The organism is Streptomyces sp. NPDC049577 (genome assembly GCF_040675635.1).
In the GTDB taxonomy this organism is placed as follows: domain Bacteria; phylum Actinomycetota; class Actinomycetes; order Streptomycetales; family Streptomycetaceae; genus Streptomyces.
On the sequence record NZ_JBFAPH010000119.1, the window covers coordinates 1 to 17,471 of the forward strand.

A 17,471-nucleotide genomic window follows, 5' to 3' on the forward strand; every position below is an offset into this window, starting at 1 on the left:
CGCGCGTCCCCGGCCCGGCCCGGCCCGACCCGACCCGTACCTATAGGGGGGCTGATGTGTGTGCCCCCCGTACCGGTAGTAGGGGGCGCACCGACCAGGCGCACACACCCGTCCCCGCCAACTTCCAGCCCAGCCAGCACTCCCTCGCCTGGGCCGAACAGGACGGACACCTCACCCGCCTTGGCGGACGAACCGGACTCGACGCCGTCACCGCCGCCTTCGTCGACTGGCACACCGCCAAGAGCACCCTCGCCGCTGACCCCGATGCCCTCTGGCGCAAATGGGTCCGCGAACAGCGCACCGCCCCCGCCGCCGCCACCCCCACGGACTCCACCGTGGTGCCCTTCCCCGGCACCCAGCCACTCAACAAGACCGGCCAGCAGCGCGCCGTCATCGCCGCCGCCCGCGAACTCCACCGCCAGAAGGGGATGCTCCCGTGACCCTCGACGACGTCTACGCCCTCTTCGACCGCATCGCCCTCGTCGACGACCGCATCGTCCGCACCAACCCCGTCGACGCCGCCGGCCAGGCCGAGATGTGGGCCGTCATCCTCACCGACGTTCCCCTGCCCTTCGCTGCCCACGCCGTCATCCGCCACTACCAGCAGTCCCCCTTCCCTCTCCGCCCCGCCGACATCGCCGAGCAGTGGCGCCTGCACATCCGCGACCGCCTCGAACGCCACACCGAATCCGAACCCCCCGAGGGCGACACCGGGGACGACACCTATCGGGCCGCTCTCCTCGCCGAACGCCGCGCCGTCGCCAGCGGAGTCGCCGAGCCCCGCCCCGTCCCGGCGCCGCGCGCCCTGACCGCCAGCACCGCCCCGACACCCAGCCGGGCCCGCGCCATCCTCGCCGCCGTCGGCCACACCGCCCCTTCGCCCGCCGACGGCAACCCGCGGTCCGTCCACTGCTCCCGCTGCCACGCCGAGCCCGGCCGCAGCTGCACTACCGCCGGACGGCGTCGCCCCGACGTCCACCCGATCCGCTTGGAGGACGCCCGCCGCGCCGCCGCCGGCCAACCTCCCGTCACCCTGGCTGAGGAACAGCAGGAGCTGGAGCGCCGCTTGGCCGCCTCCCGCGCCGCACTCTCCGCCCTCCCGCCCGGCACCCGCATCGAGCCCGCTGACGGCTTCGTGCCCACACACCCGGCCTCCGGAGAGACCGCGGCCTCATGACCGACCGCCCCGAGCACGCGATCCGCTGCCCCTGGTGCGGCGCACCACCCGGCCAACGCTGCACCACCCCGCGCGGCCGCCGACTCAACGTCCCCAGCCACGACGCCCGCATCACCGCCTGGACCAACCACCCACGCGACCCTCAGGAGCGACCACCGCCATGCACCTCGTCCTCCTCTCCAGCGGCCTCGGCTTCGCCACTGCGGCCTTCTTCCTCGACCTCACCCAGCGGAGCCGCCGACGCAACGCCGACGGCCTCTACACCCTCGGCAACGCACTCATCTGCATGGCCAACCTCCCAGACAACCCCGTCGGTGCAGTGATCAGCGGCGCGGCAGCGGCCTGGACCGCCCACCGCTGGTGGAACAACGGCGGCGGCAACGGAACCCGCCGCCGACTCCGCAACCTCCAGCGTCGCTTCACCGCCACCCGCCGCACCGCACCCGTCACCTGAACAGGAGCCCCACCATGTCCGAACGCCCCGCCGGCCTCGACCGCCTGCTCGCCCACGTCGCCGACACCCTCCCGGACGAGGACGACCAGCCCGCCCCGTGCGCCCAATGCCACCGACCCTTCGACCCCACCGACAAGCGATTCGACGGCCGCGGCCGCCACGACGAGACGCCGTTCTGCCGCCGCTGCGTCGACCGGTGCCACGAATCCAGCGACTTCGCGCACGAGTGCGCCATCTGCCGCTGATCCACCTCGCCCGCCGTCGAGAAAGCCCGCGCCGATGGATCACGACTCCGCGGTCTGGATCCCCCCACACGACGCGTCAGCCGCTGCCGAGCACCCCGACCCCGCCGGCGTCGGCGAGCGCTACGACGTCCTCGGCTTCTTCACCCTCCGCCCCGACCCCCAGCCCGACACCCAGGCGCCGCCCAACCCCGAACCGGATCAACACGCCGCCCCGAGGAGCCCCCGGTGACCCACCACACCGCCCGCCTCATAGCCGCCCTCGCCACCACCACCGCAGCCACCACAGCCCTTGCCGCGGCCCACGAGCACGCGTGGACCCTCGCCGTCGCGTACACCGCGCTCACTCTCCTGCTCGCCGCCCTCACCCGCCACGAACATCACAGCGTCGCCGATGGGCGCGAGGCGGCCGGGCGAGCCCGTCGAGCGATCCGCGCCGGCCTGCACCCCGTCGACCGCCGGCTCGACGCGTGCTGCGAGCTGTCGCTGATCACGCACGAGCAGGTGCACACCCCCGGCTGCCCCCGGGAGCGGAAGCCCCCGCGATGGGCCCGCTGACCGTTCACCGCCCCGCCCGACCGCCAGCACCGGACCGGCCGACCCAAGGAGCGCCTGATGTCCGAACTCCTCACACCGCCCGCGCCGCACGAGTCCCTGGACGAGCGCTACGACCGGCTCTATGCCGAATACCGGCGCCTGCTGCATGTCCCCTGGCATGACCGCACCGAGGCGGACCGCGAGCGTCTGCTGGCTGTCCGCCGCCAGCTTCAGGCCATCCGCGCCACGCCTCCCGACGGCTACACCCTCCCCGCGGCGGCGGCCGGCCTCATCGCCCACGCGCACACCCACGGCTGGCTCGCCGATGCCAGCTGGCGCGATTCCTCCTCGGGCGAGCCGTCCGTCACCGTCCAGGTTGGCAGGCGTCTGACGCCGGCGGAGCAGGAGCACTACCTCGGCCTGCACTGGCTCTACAGGCTGGCTTGGCATTCCCGCGGCTGTACCCCCGGCGGGCTCCGTCTCTTCGGCCAGGGGACAGCGCAGACCCCCGACCACCCGGCAGCTCACTCGGCCCCGTCGGTGCGGCAGATCCGTGAAGTCATCGCCGCCCATCCTGCACCGTCGGAGGCAGGCCATGACTGACCCGACCGCAGTGCCTCTGTGGCATGGCTACAGCCTGACCGACATCGACAAGCTCTCGCGGCTCGTCATTGCGATCGACCGCTGGTCCAAGGCCATGGACACCACTGACCGCTACGAGGCCGTCCGTTTTGGGATCACCGAACACCTCATCACGGCCAAGACCCCGCTCACACGCCAGGACCTGATCAACTTGGGCCGGTCTGCGGCAAACCGACATGTCGCAGCCGAGATGAAGTACCGCGGCTACGACCTCCGCCAGCCGGCTCTCGGGCAAGGCTCCATGGCCCGATTCCAGCGGTACTGGCAGACCACCGGCCACACGCCGTGGGACGAGCGCCTGGTCGAGCACCTGGCGCTCGCCCAGGTCTGGCCGCGCCTGCCCCTGGCCCAGCAGCAGGCACTCACCGCCCTCGCCATCACCGATGACCACCAAGCCGCCGCCGACAGCCTGCGTCTACCGCTTCCGACCTACGCGGCCCGCTTGCGAAAGGCCCGGCGCTCCGTCCTCGCCTTGTGGCACGAGCACGAGACGCCGCGCCCCCAGCGGCGGGATAAGCGAGTGCTGAGCCGCTCGGGGATGTACCGGGGCCGTCGGCTGCTGACAGAGCAGGATCTCGAGGCGCTCCGGGAGCGGCGCGCGCAGGGAGCGACCCTCCGCGCACTGGCCGAGGAGACCGGGTACAGCGCGGGCGGGCTGTGCAACTTGCTGAACGGCAAGAAGCGACCCGCCGCCTGACCGCGCCGACCGAGCCCGGGTCGCTCAACAGGTAGAAGCAGCCGCCTTAAAAGCGGTCCAGTGCGAGTTCGAATCTCGCCCCGGGCACCTAACCAGACCGCCGCACAACCTTGGAGTGACCATGAACAAGCCCGAGGCCGAGTCCACCTACCAGGTCTGGTACTGCAATCGCTGCGACAAGGCTTGCAAGATCCAGCCGCCCACCATCAAGCCCGGCTGCCGCTGCGCGAACCCTGTCCCTGGGGTGCGGCCCACGCTGGTAACGCAGATGGCCCAGATGAAGCCCCGCCCCGTGCAAGCCCTCACCGAAGAGGAAGCTCGACTCCGCAGCCTGGCCCGGAAGGATCAGCGGGTCACAGTCACCTACGAAGCCGAGGTGTCCAAAGCGTGGTTGCGCGCGGACGCGAATGGGGCCAAGCGCATCCAGTTCATCGTCACCACGCCCGACGGCCGCCGTCATGTGGTTGACCCGTCCCTGCCCGGCCTCCATGTCGAAGCCGCGCCCGAAGGTGAGCGGCCGGTAGTCGTCGTGACCGTGATCGGCGGTCTGCTGTGAAGCCAACGCCGGTGACGACGGATCAGCTCCTGAACCTGATCGACCGCGCAGAGCGCTTCAGCGGCCTCACGGCGGCCGAAGCGGACCGCCTAAGGCGTGGAGTCCGGGAGCTCACCCAAAAGCCGCCAGGGGGCCGCCCAGGGGCCTCTATGGCCCTTCGGCGGGCGACAGTTGAGCTCGCGCAGCTCCGCAGTGCCCTTACGGAGATTCACCGACCTGTGCGCCGCGGCGGCATCGACGTGTGCATCGGGTGCTCAGGGTGGGACGGATGGCGCCGCCAATACCCCGTCACCCCTTGGCCCTGCCCCACCGCCGAAACGGCTGGGCTCATCACCGAACTCGACCCCTGCGCCTGACCCGTCTCAGGCCACCACCCGAAAGGACCCCGCGCCATGACTGAGAGCCGCATCAACCAGCAGAAGACCGCCACCACTGTGCTGAACCAGAGCATCGAACTGCGCGTCACCGGCCAGCCCGACGTCGAGAACAAGTCCGGCAGCGGGCACGTCCGCCCCAGCGAAGTCACGATCCGCTATCAGACGGCCGGCATGCGCGCCCACGTCTGCGGCCGCTGGGTCCGTCCGGACGGCGAACTGACCGACGAGCCCCGCTCGCAGTCCTACACAGCGCGCCAGGGCGACACGAGCAACTGGCCCGAGTGGCTGGTGACTCTGGCCGCCCAGTACGCGCCGTCCGCAGCCCACGCCCGTGAGGACGTCGACGCGATGGCCGCCGAGATCCGCCGCCTCCGCACCGAGCTTGCCGACATGCGCGCCACCGTCCTGAACGAGGTCGCCGACGAGTTGGACGGCATCGACTTCCACCCGAACGCCAAGTCCCCCAACGGCGAACTGTGCCGCCTGCTCGCTGGCCGCTTCCGCCGTCAAGCCGCCGCAGTGTCTGCCGCCCGGCCGTGACCGCACCCACACGCTCCCGCTCCCCGTCGGCGCCCGCGCCCGGCACTACGGCCAGCAGTGGCCCGCCGCCCGCATCGGCACTGCCACCACCCGCGAGGTGAAAGGCCCGTGGCCCGACGGCTCCTACGAGTACCGGGTCACCGCAGGTGAGGACTTCTCGCGCCGCACCGGCCCGGACAACCCCGAGACCCGCGACGCCCGGTGGTCATCGACCGCCACGATCCTCGCCACCGCCTGACCGCCTGCCCACACCAGACACCAGGAGTGACTGTGAACGAACCGACCGCCATCGACCGCCAGCGGGCGCAGCTTCTCGAAGCGATGTCCGCCGTATCCGAGGACCGCACCTGCTGCGGCTGGGCCTCCGACTGGGCCCGCACCCTGCATGCCGATGGGGGCGTCTGGGAAATCCTGGGCCGCGCGGTCGGCTGGCCGACCGGCAACTACGACCACTGGGTATGGCTGTCCTGGGACGAGGCCGCCCGCTTGTACGGGCACGCCGCCACTCCTTCCGGCCCGGCGCCCGTCCCCGACCGGGACACGCTGCGCATCAACATCGCCGAGACCCTCGCTCACACCGACGGCCACACGTGGGGGCCGGGTCAGAGCAGCTTGCCCAGCAGCGTGATCGAGAGGTACCACCGCCTCGCCGACGCGGTGCTGGCCCTGCTGCCCGCGTCCGACCAGCGGGCCGGCGCCCTCCGCGAAGCCGCCGACGTGGCCGCCCAGTGGCCATCCGACTGCCAGAGCTGCGCCACCGAGCTGGAGGTGGCGCGCGAACTGCGCCGCGCGGCGGGACGAGGCGCAGCAGGACCCGATACTCGCCTCCGCACCCGCACCCTCACCGAGTCCGAGCACAGCCGGGCCTGGCATGCCATCGAGGGCGCGGCCGGAGAGGAAGGCGCGGACCCGGGGACGGTCCTGAACGCTGTCCTTCGCGCGCTTGGCATCAACCCGCCCGCCGTCGTCGCCGACGACAGCGACGACGAGGGTCTGTCCGGGCCCTGCGACTGCGGCGAAGGCGCCGTGCACTACACGACCGTCGACTGCCCCGCCGCACAACGCGCCACCGCCTGACCGCCTGACCGCACCAGCCACCAGGAGGAGTAGCCCCATCATGACCAGCCACGCGATCCAGGCCGGCCAGGTCTACCGGCGCGTCGACACCGGCCGGCGCATCCGCATCACCAGCTACCGCCCCGGCGCGGCGAAGGCCGACATCGTCGACCACACGTCCGGCGAGACGCTCGACCGCGTCCCCGTGCGGCAGCTGCACGACGGGGCTTTCACGCCGACCGGCCGGCTGCGGCGGGCCGGCTACGTCCTCGACCCCGTCGCCACCCGCCACACCCAGCAGCACGACGAGCGTGCCCAGGACCCGATCACCCCTCAACAGGCCCCGCAGGAGCCCCAGACGGGCGCACAGGCGCCTCTCGCCCCCTCGGTGGCCCCAGGTGTCGACGCGGCCACCACGAGGCCCGCAGACGGCCCTACAGCCGATCACGCCCCGCCGCGGACCTTCGTCCTGCTGCGCGCTGCGGGCCGCATCGCCGCCGACGGCGTGCTGTGGCCCGACGGCAGCGCCTCCATCCGATGGCGCGGCCCCTACCCGTCCGCCGACTTCTGGGACCACGGCATCAACGACCTGACCGGCCCCGGACACGCCGACGGCACCCGCATCATCTGGACGGACACCAGCCCGGACACCCCCCGGACACCCCTGACCACCGCGCCCGCCAGCACCACCGCGACCTCGGCGGACACCACCTGGACACGGCCGGACACCGATGACACAGCCCTCCGGAACGCGCTGCTCGTCCTGCTCTCCAAGGCCAGCCGCGGCACCCTCACCCCGGCCGACGGCCGGCTCCTGGAGCAGCACGTCGAGCACCTCCTCCGCGATCGGGTCCAACTCGCCGCCGCCCTCCGCCGCACTGCGGCCCACGAGCCCCTCGACGACATCGGGACCTGACCATGGCCGCACACCCGCTCCCCGCCGAAGGAGAGCCGCTGACCGCCGGGGAGCTCGAGGTCCTGGAGCTCATCAGCAAGGGCATGACCGACGCCGCAGCCGCCCGTGCGCTGGGCATCAGCCCGGCCGCCGTGAACTCGCGGGTGCGGCGGGCCTTCGTCAAGCTGGGCGCTCATCAGCGCGCGCATGCTGTCGCGATCGCCTACGAGCGTGGGCTCCTCGGCACCGCGGGGCCGCCCCTGACCAGCCTGGACACTGTCCGGACAGCCGTCCGCGAAGCCGCGGCCGACGCGCTGCTGTCCCTCGCGCACCAGCTGGCTTCCCGCGACGCCGGCACACGGGGGCTGGACGCGGCGGCCGACGGCGAGGCCCGGCGCGACTGCCCCTGCCGTGGAAGCAGCGATGAGTAAGGGCGACCCGCGCGCAGGCGGCCGGCTGCCTCTACGGCCGCCACTCGTCGCGGTAGTCGGGATGGCCGGCGTACGGCAGGGCAAGAAGGCGGACCACATCGCCGAGCACGTGGCGCTGCACGGACGTGGTCAGGCGGTTGAGGGAGTCGGGGAGCGCCTCGCTCGTCTCCGGGTTCTCGTACAGGTCGAGGACTGCCCGGTGCGCTTCGACATCGGCGAGGACCCGCGCGGGCTGATGCCGGTGAATGTGAAGCGCGTTCGGCACGCCGTACCCGTCCGGCACCCGGCGGCAGTCGGCGACCGCCGTACCGTACTGGCGACCTTCTTCCGCATCGTCAGCATGAACGCCGGCGACATGCTCGTGCCGAACCCAGGACGCGGGGAAGGCTGCGCGGGCTATCCGCTCGTCCTCATCGAGGCGGGCGCGCAGGAAGGCGGCCAGGCCGACAGTCATGCGCCGTCTGCTGGAGGCTCAGAAGACGGGCTGACAGGCGGGCGCTCCGGCAGCTTCGCGCCAGGGCGGCGCAGGTACCAGGCGATCAGGTCCTTGATGGCGCTGGCGCGGTCGCCACCTGGAGCGCGCGCTGCCAGGTCGGCCCAATCCTCGTCGGAGATTCGGACCGAGCGGTGCTGGGTTCGTGGCGCGTTTGGCATGGTCCAAACAGTACGGGGTGTACGTACGGGAAATCCACAGAAGCCCTTGCGGTGTACGTACACCAGGCGGTATGGTGTACGTACACCGAGCGTCAGGGGGAACACCGTGAAGCTGCACATCCGCCGCACCATCACCGCCGCCCGCACCGCCACCAAAGACCTCGGCTACCGCACCCTCTCCGGCCGCATCGCCCACCTCGTCGACACCGGCGCTCTCATCCGCACCGGCGACCTCCTCGACCGCCTCGGCGCCGACCACCTGCCCGACGGACAGCGCTCCTGGTACGGCCGGCACGTCGCCAAGGCCTACCGCGCCGCCCACCTCGGCACGGACGCGATCAAGGTCTGGGCGCAGCACCGCTCGACCGGCAAGTGGATCCACGTCCACGTCTACGCCCCCACCGACCCCGCCCTGTACACCGCCCTCCGCACCTACAAGGCCACTCGGGACCTCGCCATCGACTTCAAGCTCGCCGCCTGACCAATCCGACACGGCGGCCGGGTCCCCGGCCGCCCCAACAGGCCAGAACCGGCATCACGAAAGGCAGGACCATGCGGAAGCTCATCAGCGACATGACCGAGGTCCACCGCCAGCTGCGCGGCCACCGCTTCTTCCCCACAGCCGACGAACTCCGCGAGATCCCCGCGTTCTACGCGCAGGACAACGAGGAGCCGGAGAACAATACCCTCTACGCCCACTACTTCCTGGACTCCAGCCACTGGTACGTCGCCGAGCTGAACCCACGATCCGGAGAGGCGTTCGGCTGGGTCTGCCTCAACGGCGACCTACGCGGCGCCGAGTGGGGCTACTTCGACCTCGCCACCCTCGAACCCCTCGTCTCCATGCGCCCGGGGACCCTGGTCAAGCGAGACCTGGAATTCGCTCCGACTCGCGCCCACGAGGTTCTGGCAGCGGTCCGCCACAAGCTCAACGGCTCCGAAGACTGACGCCCCCGGCCCGGCGGCCGCCCGCCCGCCGGGCCCCTCAACCCACCATCGCCCGGCCCGTCCGGATCGGCCGAGGGGCCCTGCGCTGCCTGCCACCCGGGCGATCATGCGGGCCGCGGTCCGGGTGATCGCTCGGGCGACAGCTCACTCACCCGGTCAACCAACGCGACTTTCTATGGGTTGAAGTCTCCTGCACTCGAGTGGTTCCGGCAGTCGGGCCCCACGGCAGGATCTAGATTCATTTCCGAGCGCAACGAGATCTCGGCATAGATCTCCTCGTGGCCAGACTCCGTGTCCGCGACGTCCCTCGGGATTGCAATGTCCCGTTGCCGGTTCATGGACTGGCTAGTGGCCGTGAAGATCTTTTCCTCCGGCGATGTGAGATTGTCGTTTCCACCGCCGAACGGTGCTCCCTGGTCATTCTCTCGAAGAAAGATGTACTCGTGAAACTGAATCCCTATTTCCCCTGGATCGAACTGAGCTGTGTATGTGACCGTAAACCCGTAATTATCGTCATCGATGGGGCCACCGTCGATTCGTGGATCCGTCACGAGACACATGGCAGCCACCTCTTTCACTTTCCGGCGGTGCAGTTCTTCCCTACCTTCCAGGCAAGCATCGAGAACTCTGTCACGCAAATGCAAGCCGGGCTGGCCACAGGTGGGGTGAGGCCCAGCCAGCACTAGGGGGTGTCCGATGGGTCGCCGTGGGAGAAGAAGCGGCGTCTGGTACCTGTGCTCGCAAGGTGGAAGAGGGAGTCCACGCGGAGCGTCGGCGGCTGACGGCACCGCCGCGAGCGTGTGTGCCAGGCGTCGCGACGCCGCGCAGACCCGTCAGACACCCCCTAGGAGACCACCGTGCCCGCGCCTGAGGTGCGCTGCCGTTCCTGGAGGATTCGCGGCCTGCGCATCGTCCGCTGCTCGTGGGAGGCGAGCCACACCATCGGCAGCAAGTGGCACTGCCACGAGCCCACCGGCCACGCATGGCGGGTCGTCGACCGCTGGAGGCCGAAGCCCCCCGACCAGGCAGCCACCAGCGGCTGACCACAGACCGGTCCGGCGGCCGGACACACGACCGCGCACCAACTCGCTTCCTCGCCGCCGGACCACGCCCTAACCACCGCATCGAGGGAGAGCAACTTGACCACCGACACGTGCCCGGCCGGCATCTGCGACGAGCCCGACGACTGCCACGCATGCGACGGCACCGGCGACGATCCCACCGGCTCCGACAACTGCATCGAATGCGGCGGCACCGGCGAGATCACTCCTGATCACTGCTGCCACTGCGGCGCCCTCGACCCCGAGTCCTGCGCCTGCCCCGCTCCCCCGGAGCCGGAGCCGGAGCCCCACGACGACCGGACCGACTACCGCGACGAGGACCCCGACCCGGAGCCCCCGGACGGCTACAACGACGCGCCGGCCGAGCCTCACCGCGAGCACGATCCCGCCGACTACTCCAGCGAACCGCCCTTCTAGACCACGCCCATCCCGGCGCGGCCAACCTGACCACGGCTGATCACCCCCGCCCAGCATGGGCGGGGGCTCTGTTGCGGGCGGCTACCGCCAGGACTTCACCGCGACCACTCGGCCGCGCGAGTCCTTGAGGGTCGCCGCGTCGCGGTCGTTGTTCCACACGTAGGCGCGCGAGCCCCAGTACACGTCCGCGGCCGTGTCCCGGCCGATGCCGGTGTGGACCTTCACCGACCGGTGGGCGCCCAGCTTCAGGTGGAAGCGGTAGGTGTGCCGCGATGCGTCCGACAGTGTCCAGCCGCCCAGATCGACGGCACGGTCGGAGCGGTTGGTGATCGTCACCCACTCGGCGTTCAAGGACGCGTTCGATCGGGTGTCCTTGCCGGGGCTGTCGTACTGGATCGCGCCGAAGCCCACCGCGGGCGAGGCCGCGGCCGGCACGGCAGCCACAGCGGCCAGGGCACTGGAAGCCGCAGCCGCCACTGCGAGCCGGCTGACAAGACGAGACATGAAGACCCCTCTCAAGGCGCGGCCGAGCAGCCGGCGCCAACGGTTCAAGGCCCCGGCGAGCGCCGGGGCAGATCACTCTGGCCTCGGCGCTCGCCGCAGGGCAGAGGATCACCGAGCGTGTTACGGAACCTCAACAGGCGCACTCCTCCTCGTGCGCACCGCGCACGCCCCCAGCGCGACAAGAGCGGTTGCGCAACCTCTTCTCGGAATTGCGGGATAGGGCACACCCCCCTTGTTTTGGCATGCGCGCGTCGCCACCCTGTTGCTTAGCGATCACCCCCCAGACACCCCTCGTCGCCAGCCTTGCCGCAGCTCGCGCGGTAAGCCCCCACCACCAGCAGGGAGTTCTCCATGCGCAGCGTCTACGCGCGTCGTACCGCCATCGCCGGCGGCCTGGCCGCGCTCGTCGGCACCCTTGTCCTCACCGGTCCCACCGCCCAGGCCGCTCCGCCGGCCCCCGCCGATGCGGGCACCGCGCGTACCTACCTCAGCCAGCTCACGGTCGCGCCCGAGACCAGCGTGGACGGCTACAGCCGCAGCAAGTTTCCGCACTGGATCACCCAGTACGGCCAGTGCAATACGCGCGAAGTCGTACTCAAGCGCGACGGCCAGGACGTGCAGCAGGACGCCAAGTGCGCCGCGGTCTCCGGCACCTGGTACTCCCCCTACGACGGCGCCACCTGGCACAACGCCGCCGACATCGACATCGACCACATCGTGCCGCTCGCCCAGGCCTGGCGCTCCGGCGCCGACAAGTGGACGACCTCGCAGCGGCAGGCGTTCGCCAACGATCTCACCCACTCGCAGCTGATCGCGGTCACCGACCGTGTGAATCAGATCAAGGGCGACAAGGACCCGGCGCAGTGGATGCCGCCGCTCAAGGGCTACGCCTGCACCTACGCGGAGATGTGGGTGACGGTCAAGCACCAGTACAACCTGACCGTCGACGCGGCCGAGAAGGACAAGCTCGCCGCCGTGCTGAACGGGTGCTGAGCAGCGCCGCCGAGCTCCTGCCGGCACGCGAAGGCGAGACCGGCCCGGCGGTCTACACGCGCCGCCGTTGACGGCGCCCTGCGCCAGGGTGTGCCGCGTCTGCGTGAGGCGGCTCCCGCCCGAATGGGCGGGGGCCGCCTTGCGTCTTAGCGGGCGTGCTGCACGGTGATCGTCTCGTCGGGACAGGAGCGGGACAGCCGCTCCAGCGTCGCCTGCTCCGCCGGGTCCACGCTCAGTTGCCAGCGCGTCTTCACCACCGTCCAGTCCGTGATGTACCGGCAGACATAGCCCGCAGTGGGCAGCCACTCGGCGACGTCCTTGTCGGCTTTCTGGCGATTGGACCGCGCGGACACCGCGATCAACGCGCGCTCGTCGCCGAGGTCATTGGCGTATGCCTCGCGCTCCGCCGGCGTCCACGTCGAGGCCCCGCTGTCCCAGGCCTCGGCGAGCGGGACGACGTGGTCCACATCGAGTGCGCCGGCATCCTCGACCGTCACGTTGTCGTAGGGCGAGAACCACTGGCCGCCGGTCAATACGCATCCCGGCTGCGTCACCTGCGGGGCCTCCACCGCCTCCGAGATGATCACCTCTTTGCGGGTGTTGCACCCGTCCCGGTCCGCATCGATCCAGTGCCGGAAGGCTGTGCGCACGTACCCGGCGCGGCTCTCCTCGGCCGCGGGCAGTGCCGCGACGGCCTCCGACAGGCGCATCGTCACCGAGTCGCCCGGCGCGCGGTGCGCGGGACTTCCGGCTTGGGCGGGGGCAGGGGCGGCGACCAGGGTGACGGAGACGGCGGCGAGGGTGGAGACGAGAGCGGAGCGCAGACGCACGGGTGCCTCCCGAGGGCACGACGACAGTGGCCGCCCTGCCAACAGGCCCCTGATTCGGGAGATACGCCCAGATGGCCTACATCACCTGCAATGGGACGGACCCGCACACCGGTCCACAGAGCACGCCGTCCGCCGCGGCGCTTGGTAGAGGTCGAGCGAGCAGACACAAGAGTCGAGCTGGACGTCGTAGTCCGGATGGTCGACGTCGGGATCATGCACAGGGCAAGGCCCATCGGACCAGTAGAGCCAGCTATCGGGGTCCTCCCACTGGTAGTCCTCGGCGTCACGTTGCCCAGGCTCTTCCTGGTCAGGTTCTCGTGCCATCGCCGCCGTCCACCACGACTCATCACCGGTCTGGTCAGACGCGGTGCCCTGGCTCCCGCTCATGCTGCTTTGCCTGATCTCCTGCGCGCTCATCTGTGGGCAGCCCCCCATCCCTGCACTACGAGATCTGCTGGCTCGGCGACCGCGAATCCACCATGGGCCTGGTGGAACACCCGCCGCGCCGCGGCGAGGGCACGCCGGGCGTTCCTCCCTGCGTGCGAAGCAGAACGCCTAGACGACTTGAGTGCCTGCCCCTCGGCAGTTGACCGGTAGCGCGGCGTGCGGAGTGCCCGTGGTCCCTTCGCTCAACGCCGTCGCTCTGAGAAAGTTTCGGCATTCTCCCCCCGGCTGTGGCACAGCTGTGGCACAGTCGGGCGTGTCGGAACGAGAACGGCCGACCGGAGCGGGCACTCCGGTCGGCCTTGGACACAGGGAGCTGTGATCCCCATGACCGTCACCACCGTACAGCTGAGCTACTGCGTGAACACCGAGGAGCTGTACCGGCATTACGACCAGCAGGCCGAGCCGCAGCCGGTCTTCGTCGAGCTCGATCTGGAGGACGGCGTGCTGTACGCCTCCTACGACCCGGAGGTCGGTAACGCCCGTCCCGCGGAGGTCGGTAACGGCCGCACGCGCCGCTACTGCCTCACCGGCAAGGACTACAGCGGCGAGCGGGTGATCCCGACGGCCGAGGGCGCCAACCGCCTGTTGGAGCGGATCGCGCCGCTCGCGCAGCGCGTCCTGGATGGCGCGTCGATCGAGTGGAACGGCCACAACCGGGTCGGTGTGCTGGACGAGGACGCCCAGGACGCCGAGGAGACAATCAAGGCGCTGGTCGAGGACGCGGACCTGGGCGAAGACGGCGCGATCGAGTTGTGGGACATGGACAGCATCGGCGAGGCGTGGACGGCCGAGGAAGCCGGGATCACCGCACGGACGAGCGATGAGGAACTGGAGCGGATCGAGGCGCGGCTGCTGGAGGAGTTCCGCGCGGACCAGGAGCAGCCGACGGCCGTCATCCGGGGGCTGGGGGAGCATCTGCGGGCTGTGCGGGATGAGCTCAACGGGCCCGTGGACGTCTTCTGGTCGGTGGTGCGTGGGGCGCAGCCGGTGGCGGCCGTCCGCCCGGAGCAGGCGGGTGTGAGTGTGCCCGAGCACGTGCGGGTGTGGGCTGCCGGCCATGGTGTGACAGGCAAGGAGTCGGACCCGGTTCTCGTCGTTGCTCCGCAGGAGGACGCCGAGGACCTGCCTGGCGAGGTGGCCTGGGAGGTGGGCGTCCTGGACAGGGACGAGGCCGAGCGCGTGGCCGTCCTGCTCGCCGCTCACTGACCCCTTTCTTCTCCTGCCCCTGGTGGGGCCGCCTCGCTGCTGGGGCGGCCCCCTTCCTTCACGCTGAAATGAGCTGAGATGCCCTCGCCCGTCGTCAAGTTCCGTGCCGTGCCCCCGCTGGACGCTTTGATCGAGGCTCGCCGCGCCCACCCCGACACGCGCAGCAATCCGCTGGCTGGCGGCCCGTCCGAGCCGCACGGGTACGTCAATCCCGGCACGGTGGCCGCCCGTGACCTGTACGCCTACTACCAGCTCACCGCCGCGGAGCTTGCTGAGGCCGCCGAGCAGCTGACCCGCCGGCAGGTCCTGATGGTCGTCGAGGCGGTCCGCGGCCTGGCCCTGGACTTCCGTTGGATTGTCCAGGCCCCGCAGTTGCTGGCCGCCGAGATCGCCGACGCCTACGCCGACGACGAGGACGGACCCGGCAAGGAGCGCCGGGAGCTTGCCGAGATCGTGGCGGGCTGGCCGCGTCTGCGCGCGCTCGCCGTGGTGGAGGCAGCGGTGAGCCTGCGGCTCGCCGGCCACGACCTCGACGAGGCACTGCGCCGGGTCGGCCTGCTGCCCGCCGCTGAGGAAGGGGCACACGCATGAACCGGGGCATCACGCTGCGCCCGTACCAGCACGAGGCTGTCGAGGCCATCGCTTCCGGCCTGGCCGAAGGGGGCCGCGGGCAACTGCATGCGGCCTGCGGCTCCGGCAAGACCCTCATTTCCGTGTTATCCGCTGCCCGCCTGGTGCCCGGTGACGGTCTGCTCGTCGTCCTTGCCCCCCTCGCTCGCGCTGGTCGCGCAGACGGTGCACGCGTGGCGGGCCGCATCGCGGGTGGACGCGGTCTTGGCCGTCTGCTCCGACGACACCGTCGCCGACGCCCCGGCTCACCTGGGGGACATCCCCGCGCACGTGACGACCGAGGTCGCGGAGATCGGCTCCTGGCTCGCCACCGCGCGCGGCCGGCGGCTGGTGGTCGCCACCTACCTCTCCGCCCACCGGCTCGCCGAGGCACTGCGCGACGTCGGCGCCACGGCGGACCTGGTCGTCCACGACGAGGCCCACCACCTCGCCGGGCGCGCGGACCTGGCCACCCGCCAGATCCTCAGCGAGAGCGTCTTTCCGGCACGGCGCCGGCTGTTCATGACCGCCACCCCGCGCATCGACGACTTCAGGGCGCAGACCCACCAGGGGCTGACGATGTCGGACACGGCCGTCTTCGGGCCGGTCCTTTTCACCTACTCCTGGGCCCGGGCGATCAGCGAGGGTCACCTTGATGACTACCGCGTGGTCATCGCCGGCGTCACCGAGGCCGAGATGCTCCAGCTGCTCCAGGACGACGAGCACCTGCACGTCGAGACCCCGGGCGGTCCGGACCTTCGCACCCTGGCCGCACAGAGCGTGCTGGCCAAAGCGGCCCGCCAGCACGGCCTGCGCCGCGTCATCGCCTTCTGCCACCGCCTGGAGGCCGCCGCCGAATTCGTCCGCTCCCTGCCCGGCACACTCCGGCGGGTCCCCGCCGACCAGCAGCCCGACGGCCCGGTCCACGCCGAGCGCATCACCGGCGAGCACACGCACGCCCAGCGCGAGCAGATCCTGGACACCCTGCGCCACCCGCCCGGCACCTGGACCGTAATCGCCAACGTTCGGTGCCTGTCGGAAGGCGTGGACGTGCCGGCCGTCGACGGGGTCTTGTTCACCCACCCCAAGCGCTCCCAGGTCGACATCGTCCAGGCCGTCGGCCGGGCCCTGCGCCGCTCCGGCGAGACCTCGGGCACCGCCACCGTGATCGTCCCCATCGTCGTGCCCGACTCCACCGAAAGCATCGGCGACCTGGAGCCGGGCGACTTCCGCACCCTGTGGCAGGTCCTGCGCGCCCTGCGCGCCCACGACGAAAGCCTGGGCATCGAGCTGGACACCCAGCGCACCAAGGAGCACCAGGAGAACCCGCAGCTGCCCTCCCGCATCACCCTCCAGCTTCCCCCCGGCACCAGCGACGACCTGCTGCGCCAGCTCACCGCGCTGACCGTGCGCCAGACCACCTCTGCCTGGTGGACCGGCTACGGCCACGCCCGCGCCTTCGCCGCCGAAAACCACCACCTCAACGTCCCCGCCACCCACGTCACCGACGACGGCTTCCACCTGGGCCACTGGATCCAAAACGCCCGCCAGCACCGGCGCAAGGGCTGGCTGCGCCCCGACCGCGTCGAGGCCCTGGAGAAGATCGGCATGGTCTGGGACACCACCGACCTGCCGTGGCAGCGCTTCCTCGACGAGCTGCGAGCCTTCAAAAGCGAGCTCGGGCACGTCCTGGTGCCACAGACCTACACCTCCCCCACCGGCTACCCGCTCGGCCAGAAGATCAACCACACCCGCAGCAACCGCCACCGCGTACCGGAGCACGTGCGCCGCACCCTCGACGGCCTGGGCATGGTGTGGGACACCCGGGACCTGCGCTGGCAGCAGCTGTATGCGGCCTGCCAGCAGTACGCCGCCGAGCACGGCGACCTCCTCGTCCCCGGCTCCTACTGCACCCCCGACGGCTACCCCCTCGGCAAACGCCTCCAGCGGGTGCGCCGCAACGCTACCCAAGGGCGCCTCGACCCGGCCGAACGCGCCTCGCTGGAGGAGCTCGGCATGAGCTTCGACGAGGAGTCGACGACCTGGAAGAAGTTCATCGCCGCCTGCGACCGCTACGTCGCCGAACATGGCTCCCTGGCCGGGGTGGAGAAGGAGTACGTCGACGAGACCGGCTACGCCCTGGGCAGCCGGATCTCCTACTACCGCAACCTCCACGCCGGCACCAAGGCCGGGGGCAG

25 protein-coding genes, 1 tRNA gene and 2 pseudogenes are annotated in these 17,471 nt (G+C 71.0%); 24 read left to right on the forward strand and 4 right to left on the reverse strand.

The features are described from left to right. From AB0K09_RS15660 to AB0K09_RS15730, 15 genes and pseudogenes are all read left to right on the forward strand, one after another. A pseudogene (locus AB0K09_RS15660) lies at window positions 1-440 on the forward strand (hypothetical protein); the annotation flags it as partial. Next, entirely contained in the window at window positions 437-1,177 is a 741-nt protein-coding gene (locus AB0K09_RS15665; protein WP_366065902.1) for a hypothetical protein, read from the forward strand. The pseudogene AB0K09_RS15660 and the gene AB0K09_RS15665, both read left to right, overlap by 4 nt. A 160-nt stretch (window positions 1,178-1,337) precedes the next feature. Then, complete coding sequence (locus AB0K09_RS15670) at window positions 1,338-1,631, forward strand: hypothetical protein (protein WP_366065903.1); 294 nt, start codon at window positions 1,338-1,340, stop codon at window positions 1,629-1,631. A 14-nt stretch (window positions 1,632-1,645) separates the two neighbouring features. Next, window positions 1,646-1,876: a hypothetical protein gene (locus tag AB0K09_RS15675; protein WP_366065904.1), complete on the forward strand. Its 231-nt coding sequence runs from the start codon at window positions 1,646-1,648 to the stop codon at window positions 1,874-1,876. A 34-nt stretch (window positions 1,877-1,910) separates the two neighbouring features. After that, window positions 1,911-2,105, forward strand: a complete 195-nt coding sequence (locus tag AB0K09_RS15680) for a hypothetical protein (protein WP_366065905.1) — start codon at window positions 1,911-1,913, stop codon at window positions 2,103-2,105. Then, on the forward strand, window positions 2,102-2,431 hold the full coding sequence (locus tag AB0K09_RS15685) for a hypothetical protein (RefSeq protein ID WP_366065906.1): 330 nt from the start codon (window positions 2,102-2,104) through the stop codon (window positions 2,429-2,431). Before AB0K09_RS15680 ends, AB0K09_RS15685 begins: the two co-directional genes overlap by 4 nt. 57 nt (window positions 2,432-2,488) lie before the next feature. Next, window positions 2,489-3,013, forward strand: coding sequence for a hypothetical protein (locus AB0K09_RS15690; RefSeq protein WP_366065907.1), 525 nt, complete (start codon window positions 2,489-2,491; stop codon window positions 3,011-3,013). Further along, complete coding sequence (locus AB0K09_RS15695; RefSeq protein ID WP_366065908.1) at window positions 3,006-3,749, forward strand: hypothetical protein; 744 nt, start codon at window positions 3,006-3,008, stop codon at window positions 3,747-3,749. Before AB0K09_RS15690 ends, AB0K09_RS15695 begins: the two co-directional genes overlap by 8 nt. 13 nt (window positions 3,750-3,762) lie before the next feature. Then, window positions 3,763-3,836 (forward strand) — tRNA-Leu (locus AB0K09_RS15700). A gap of 34 nt (window positions 3,837-3,870) precedes the next feature. Further along, window positions 3,871-4,305, forward strand: a complete 435-nt coding sequence (locus AB0K09_RS15705; RefSeq protein ID WP_366065909.1) for a hypothetical protein — start codon at window positions 3,871-3,873, stop codon at window positions 4,303-4,305. A 392-nt stretch (window positions 4,306-4,697) separates the two neighbouring features. Next, a complete protein-coding gene (locus AB0K09_RS15710) occupies window positions 4,698-5,222 on the forward strand; it encodes a hypothetical protein (protein ID WP_366065910.1) in 525 nt (174 codons plus the stop codon). Between the two features lie 97 nt (window positions 5,223-5,319). Further along, window positions 5,320-5,460 carry a hypothetical protein gene (locus tag AB0K09_RS15715; RefSeq protein WP_366065911.1) on the forward strand — a complete coding sequence of 47 codons (141 nt, stop codon included), beginning with the start codon at window positions 5,320-5,322 and terminating at the stop codon, window positions 5,458-5,460. A gap of 32 nt (window positions 5,461-5,492) precedes the next feature. Next, window positions 5,493-6,299 (forward strand): hypothetical protein, encoded by an 807-nt coding sequence (locus AB0K09_RS15720; RefSeq protein WP_366065912.1) that lies wholly within the window; start codon window positions 5,493-5,495, stop codon window positions 6,297-6,299. A 40-nt stretch (window positions 6,300-6,339) separates the two neighbouring features. After that, window positions 6,340-7,194, forward strand: a complete 855-nt coding sequence (locus tag AB0K09_RS15725; RefSeq protein ID WP_366065913.1) for a hypothetical protein — start codon at window positions 6,340-6,342, stop codon at window positions 7,192-7,194. Between the two features lie 2 nt (window positions 7,195-7,196). Next, on the forward strand, window positions 7,197-7,604 hold the full coding sequence (locus AB0K09_RS15730) for a helix-turn-helix transcriptional regulator (protein ID WP_366065914.1): 408 nt from the start codon (window positions 7,197-7,199) through the stop codon (window positions 7,602-7,604). A gap of 31 nt (window positions 7,605-7,635) precedes the next feature. Here the strand turns inward: AB0K09_RS15730 and AB0K09_RS15735 are convergent, their stop codons facing one another. Continuing rightward, window positions 7,636-8,058, reverse strand: coding sequence for a DUF6221 family protein (locus tag AB0K09_RS15735; protein ID WP_366065915.1), 423 nt, complete (start codon window positions 8,056-8,058; stop codon window positions 7,636-7,638). 306 nt (window positions 8,059-8,364) lie between these two features. Between AB0K09_RS15735 and AB0K09_RS15740 the strand changes: the two genes are divergently transcribed. Both AB0K09_RS15740 and AB0K09_RS15745 read left to right on the forward strand, forming a co-directional pair. Beyond that, entirely contained in the window at window positions 8,365-8,739 is a 375-nt protein-coding gene (locus AB0K09_RS15740; RefSeq protein ID WP_366065916.1) for a hypothetical protein, read from the forward strand. 71 nt (window positions 8,740-8,810) lie between these two features. Beyond that, window positions 8,811-9,206, forward strand: a complete 396-nt coding sequence (locus AB0K09_RS15745; RefSeq protein ID WP_366065917.1) for a hypothetical protein — start codon at window positions 8,811-8,813, stop codon at window positions 9,204-9,206. 173 nt (window positions 9,207-9,379) lie between these two features. On the opposite strand, the gene AB0K09_RS15750 is transcribed toward AB0K09_RS15745, so the two are convergent. After that, the gene (locus tag AB0K09_RS15750) at window positions 9,380-9,784 is read right to left on the reverse strand and encodes a hypothetical protein (RefSeq protein WP_366065918.1); all 405 of its coding nucleotides are present in this window, start codon (window positions 9,782-9,784) and stop codon (window positions 9,380-9,382) included. Window positions 9,785-10,063: 279 nt separating this feature from the next. Here AB0K09_RS15750 and AB0K09_RS15755 point away from each other — a divergent pair, with 279 nt between their 5' ends. Together AB0K09_RS15755 and AB0K09_RS15760 are read left to right on the forward strand one after the other, a co-directional pair. Next, window positions 10,064-10,249, forward strand: coding sequence for a hypothetical protein (locus tag AB0K09_RS15755; RefSeq protein ID WP_366065919.1), 186 nt, complete (start codon window positions 10,064-10,066; stop codon window positions 10,247-10,249). 96 nt (window positions 10,250-10,345) lie between these two features. Next, on the forward strand, window positions 10,346-10,684 hold the full coding sequence (locus AB0K09_RS15760; protein WP_366065920.1) for a hypothetical protein: 339 nt from the start codon (window positions 10,346-10,348) through the stop codon (window positions 10,682-10,684). An 81-nt stretch (window positions 10,685-10,765) separates the two neighbouring features. Here AB0K09_RS15760 and AB0K09_RS15765 read toward each other — a convergent pair whose 3' ends face one another. Next, a complete protein-coding gene (locus tag AB0K09_RS15765; RefSeq protein WP_366065921.1) occupies window positions 10,766-11,128 on the reverse strand; it encodes a lamin tail domain-containing protein in 363 nt (120 codons plus the stop codon). A gap of 411 nt (window positions 11,129-11,539) precedes the next feature. Here AB0K09_RS15765 and AB0K09_RS15770 point away from each other — a divergent pair, with 411 nt between their 5' ends. Beyond that, the gene (locus AB0K09_RS15770; RefSeq protein WP_366065922.1) at window positions 11,540-12,181 is read left to right on the forward strand and encodes an HNH endonuclease family protein; all 642 of its coding nucleotides are present in this window, start codon (window positions 11,540-11,542) and stop codon (window positions 12,179-12,181) included. Window positions 12,182-12,327: 146 nt separating this feature from the next. On the opposite strand, the gene AB0K09_RS15775 is transcribed toward AB0K09_RS15770, so the two are convergent. Further along, window positions 12,328-13,011, reverse strand: coding sequence for an HNH endonuclease family protein (locus tag AB0K09_RS15775; RefSeq protein ID WP_366065923.1), 684 nt, complete (start codon window positions 13,009-13,011; stop codon window positions 12,328-12,330). 771 nt (window positions 13,012-13,782) lie between these two features. On the opposite strand from AB0K09_RS15775, the gene AB0K09_RS15780 reads away from it, so the two are divergent. The 4 genes and pseudogenes from AB0K09_RS15780 to AB0K09_RS15795 form a co-directional block, all read left to right on the forward strand. Next, window positions 13,783-14,664, forward strand: a complete 882-nt coding sequence (locus AB0K09_RS15780) for a hypothetical protein (RefSeq protein ID WP_366065924.1) — start codon at window positions 13,783-13,785, stop codon at window positions 14,662-14,664. Between the two features lie 78 nt (window positions 14,665-14,742). Next, complete coding sequence (locus AB0K09_RS15785; protein ID WP_366065925.1) at window positions 14,743-15,255, forward strand: hypothetical protein; 513 nt, start codon at window positions 14,743-14,745, stop codon at window positions 15,253-15,255. Continuing rightward, window positions 15,252-15,389: pseudogene (locus AB0K09_RS15790) on the forward strand (DEAD/DEAH box helicase family protein); the annotation flags it as partial. The gene AB0K09_RS15785 and the pseudogene AB0K09_RS15790, both read left to right, overlap by 4 nt. Before the next feature lie 37 nt (window positions 15,390-15,426). Then, a partial coding sequence (locus AB0K09_RS15795) for a Helicase associated domain protein (protein ID WP_366065926.1) occupies window positions 15,427-17,471 on the forward strand: 2,045 nt, incomplete at its 3' end.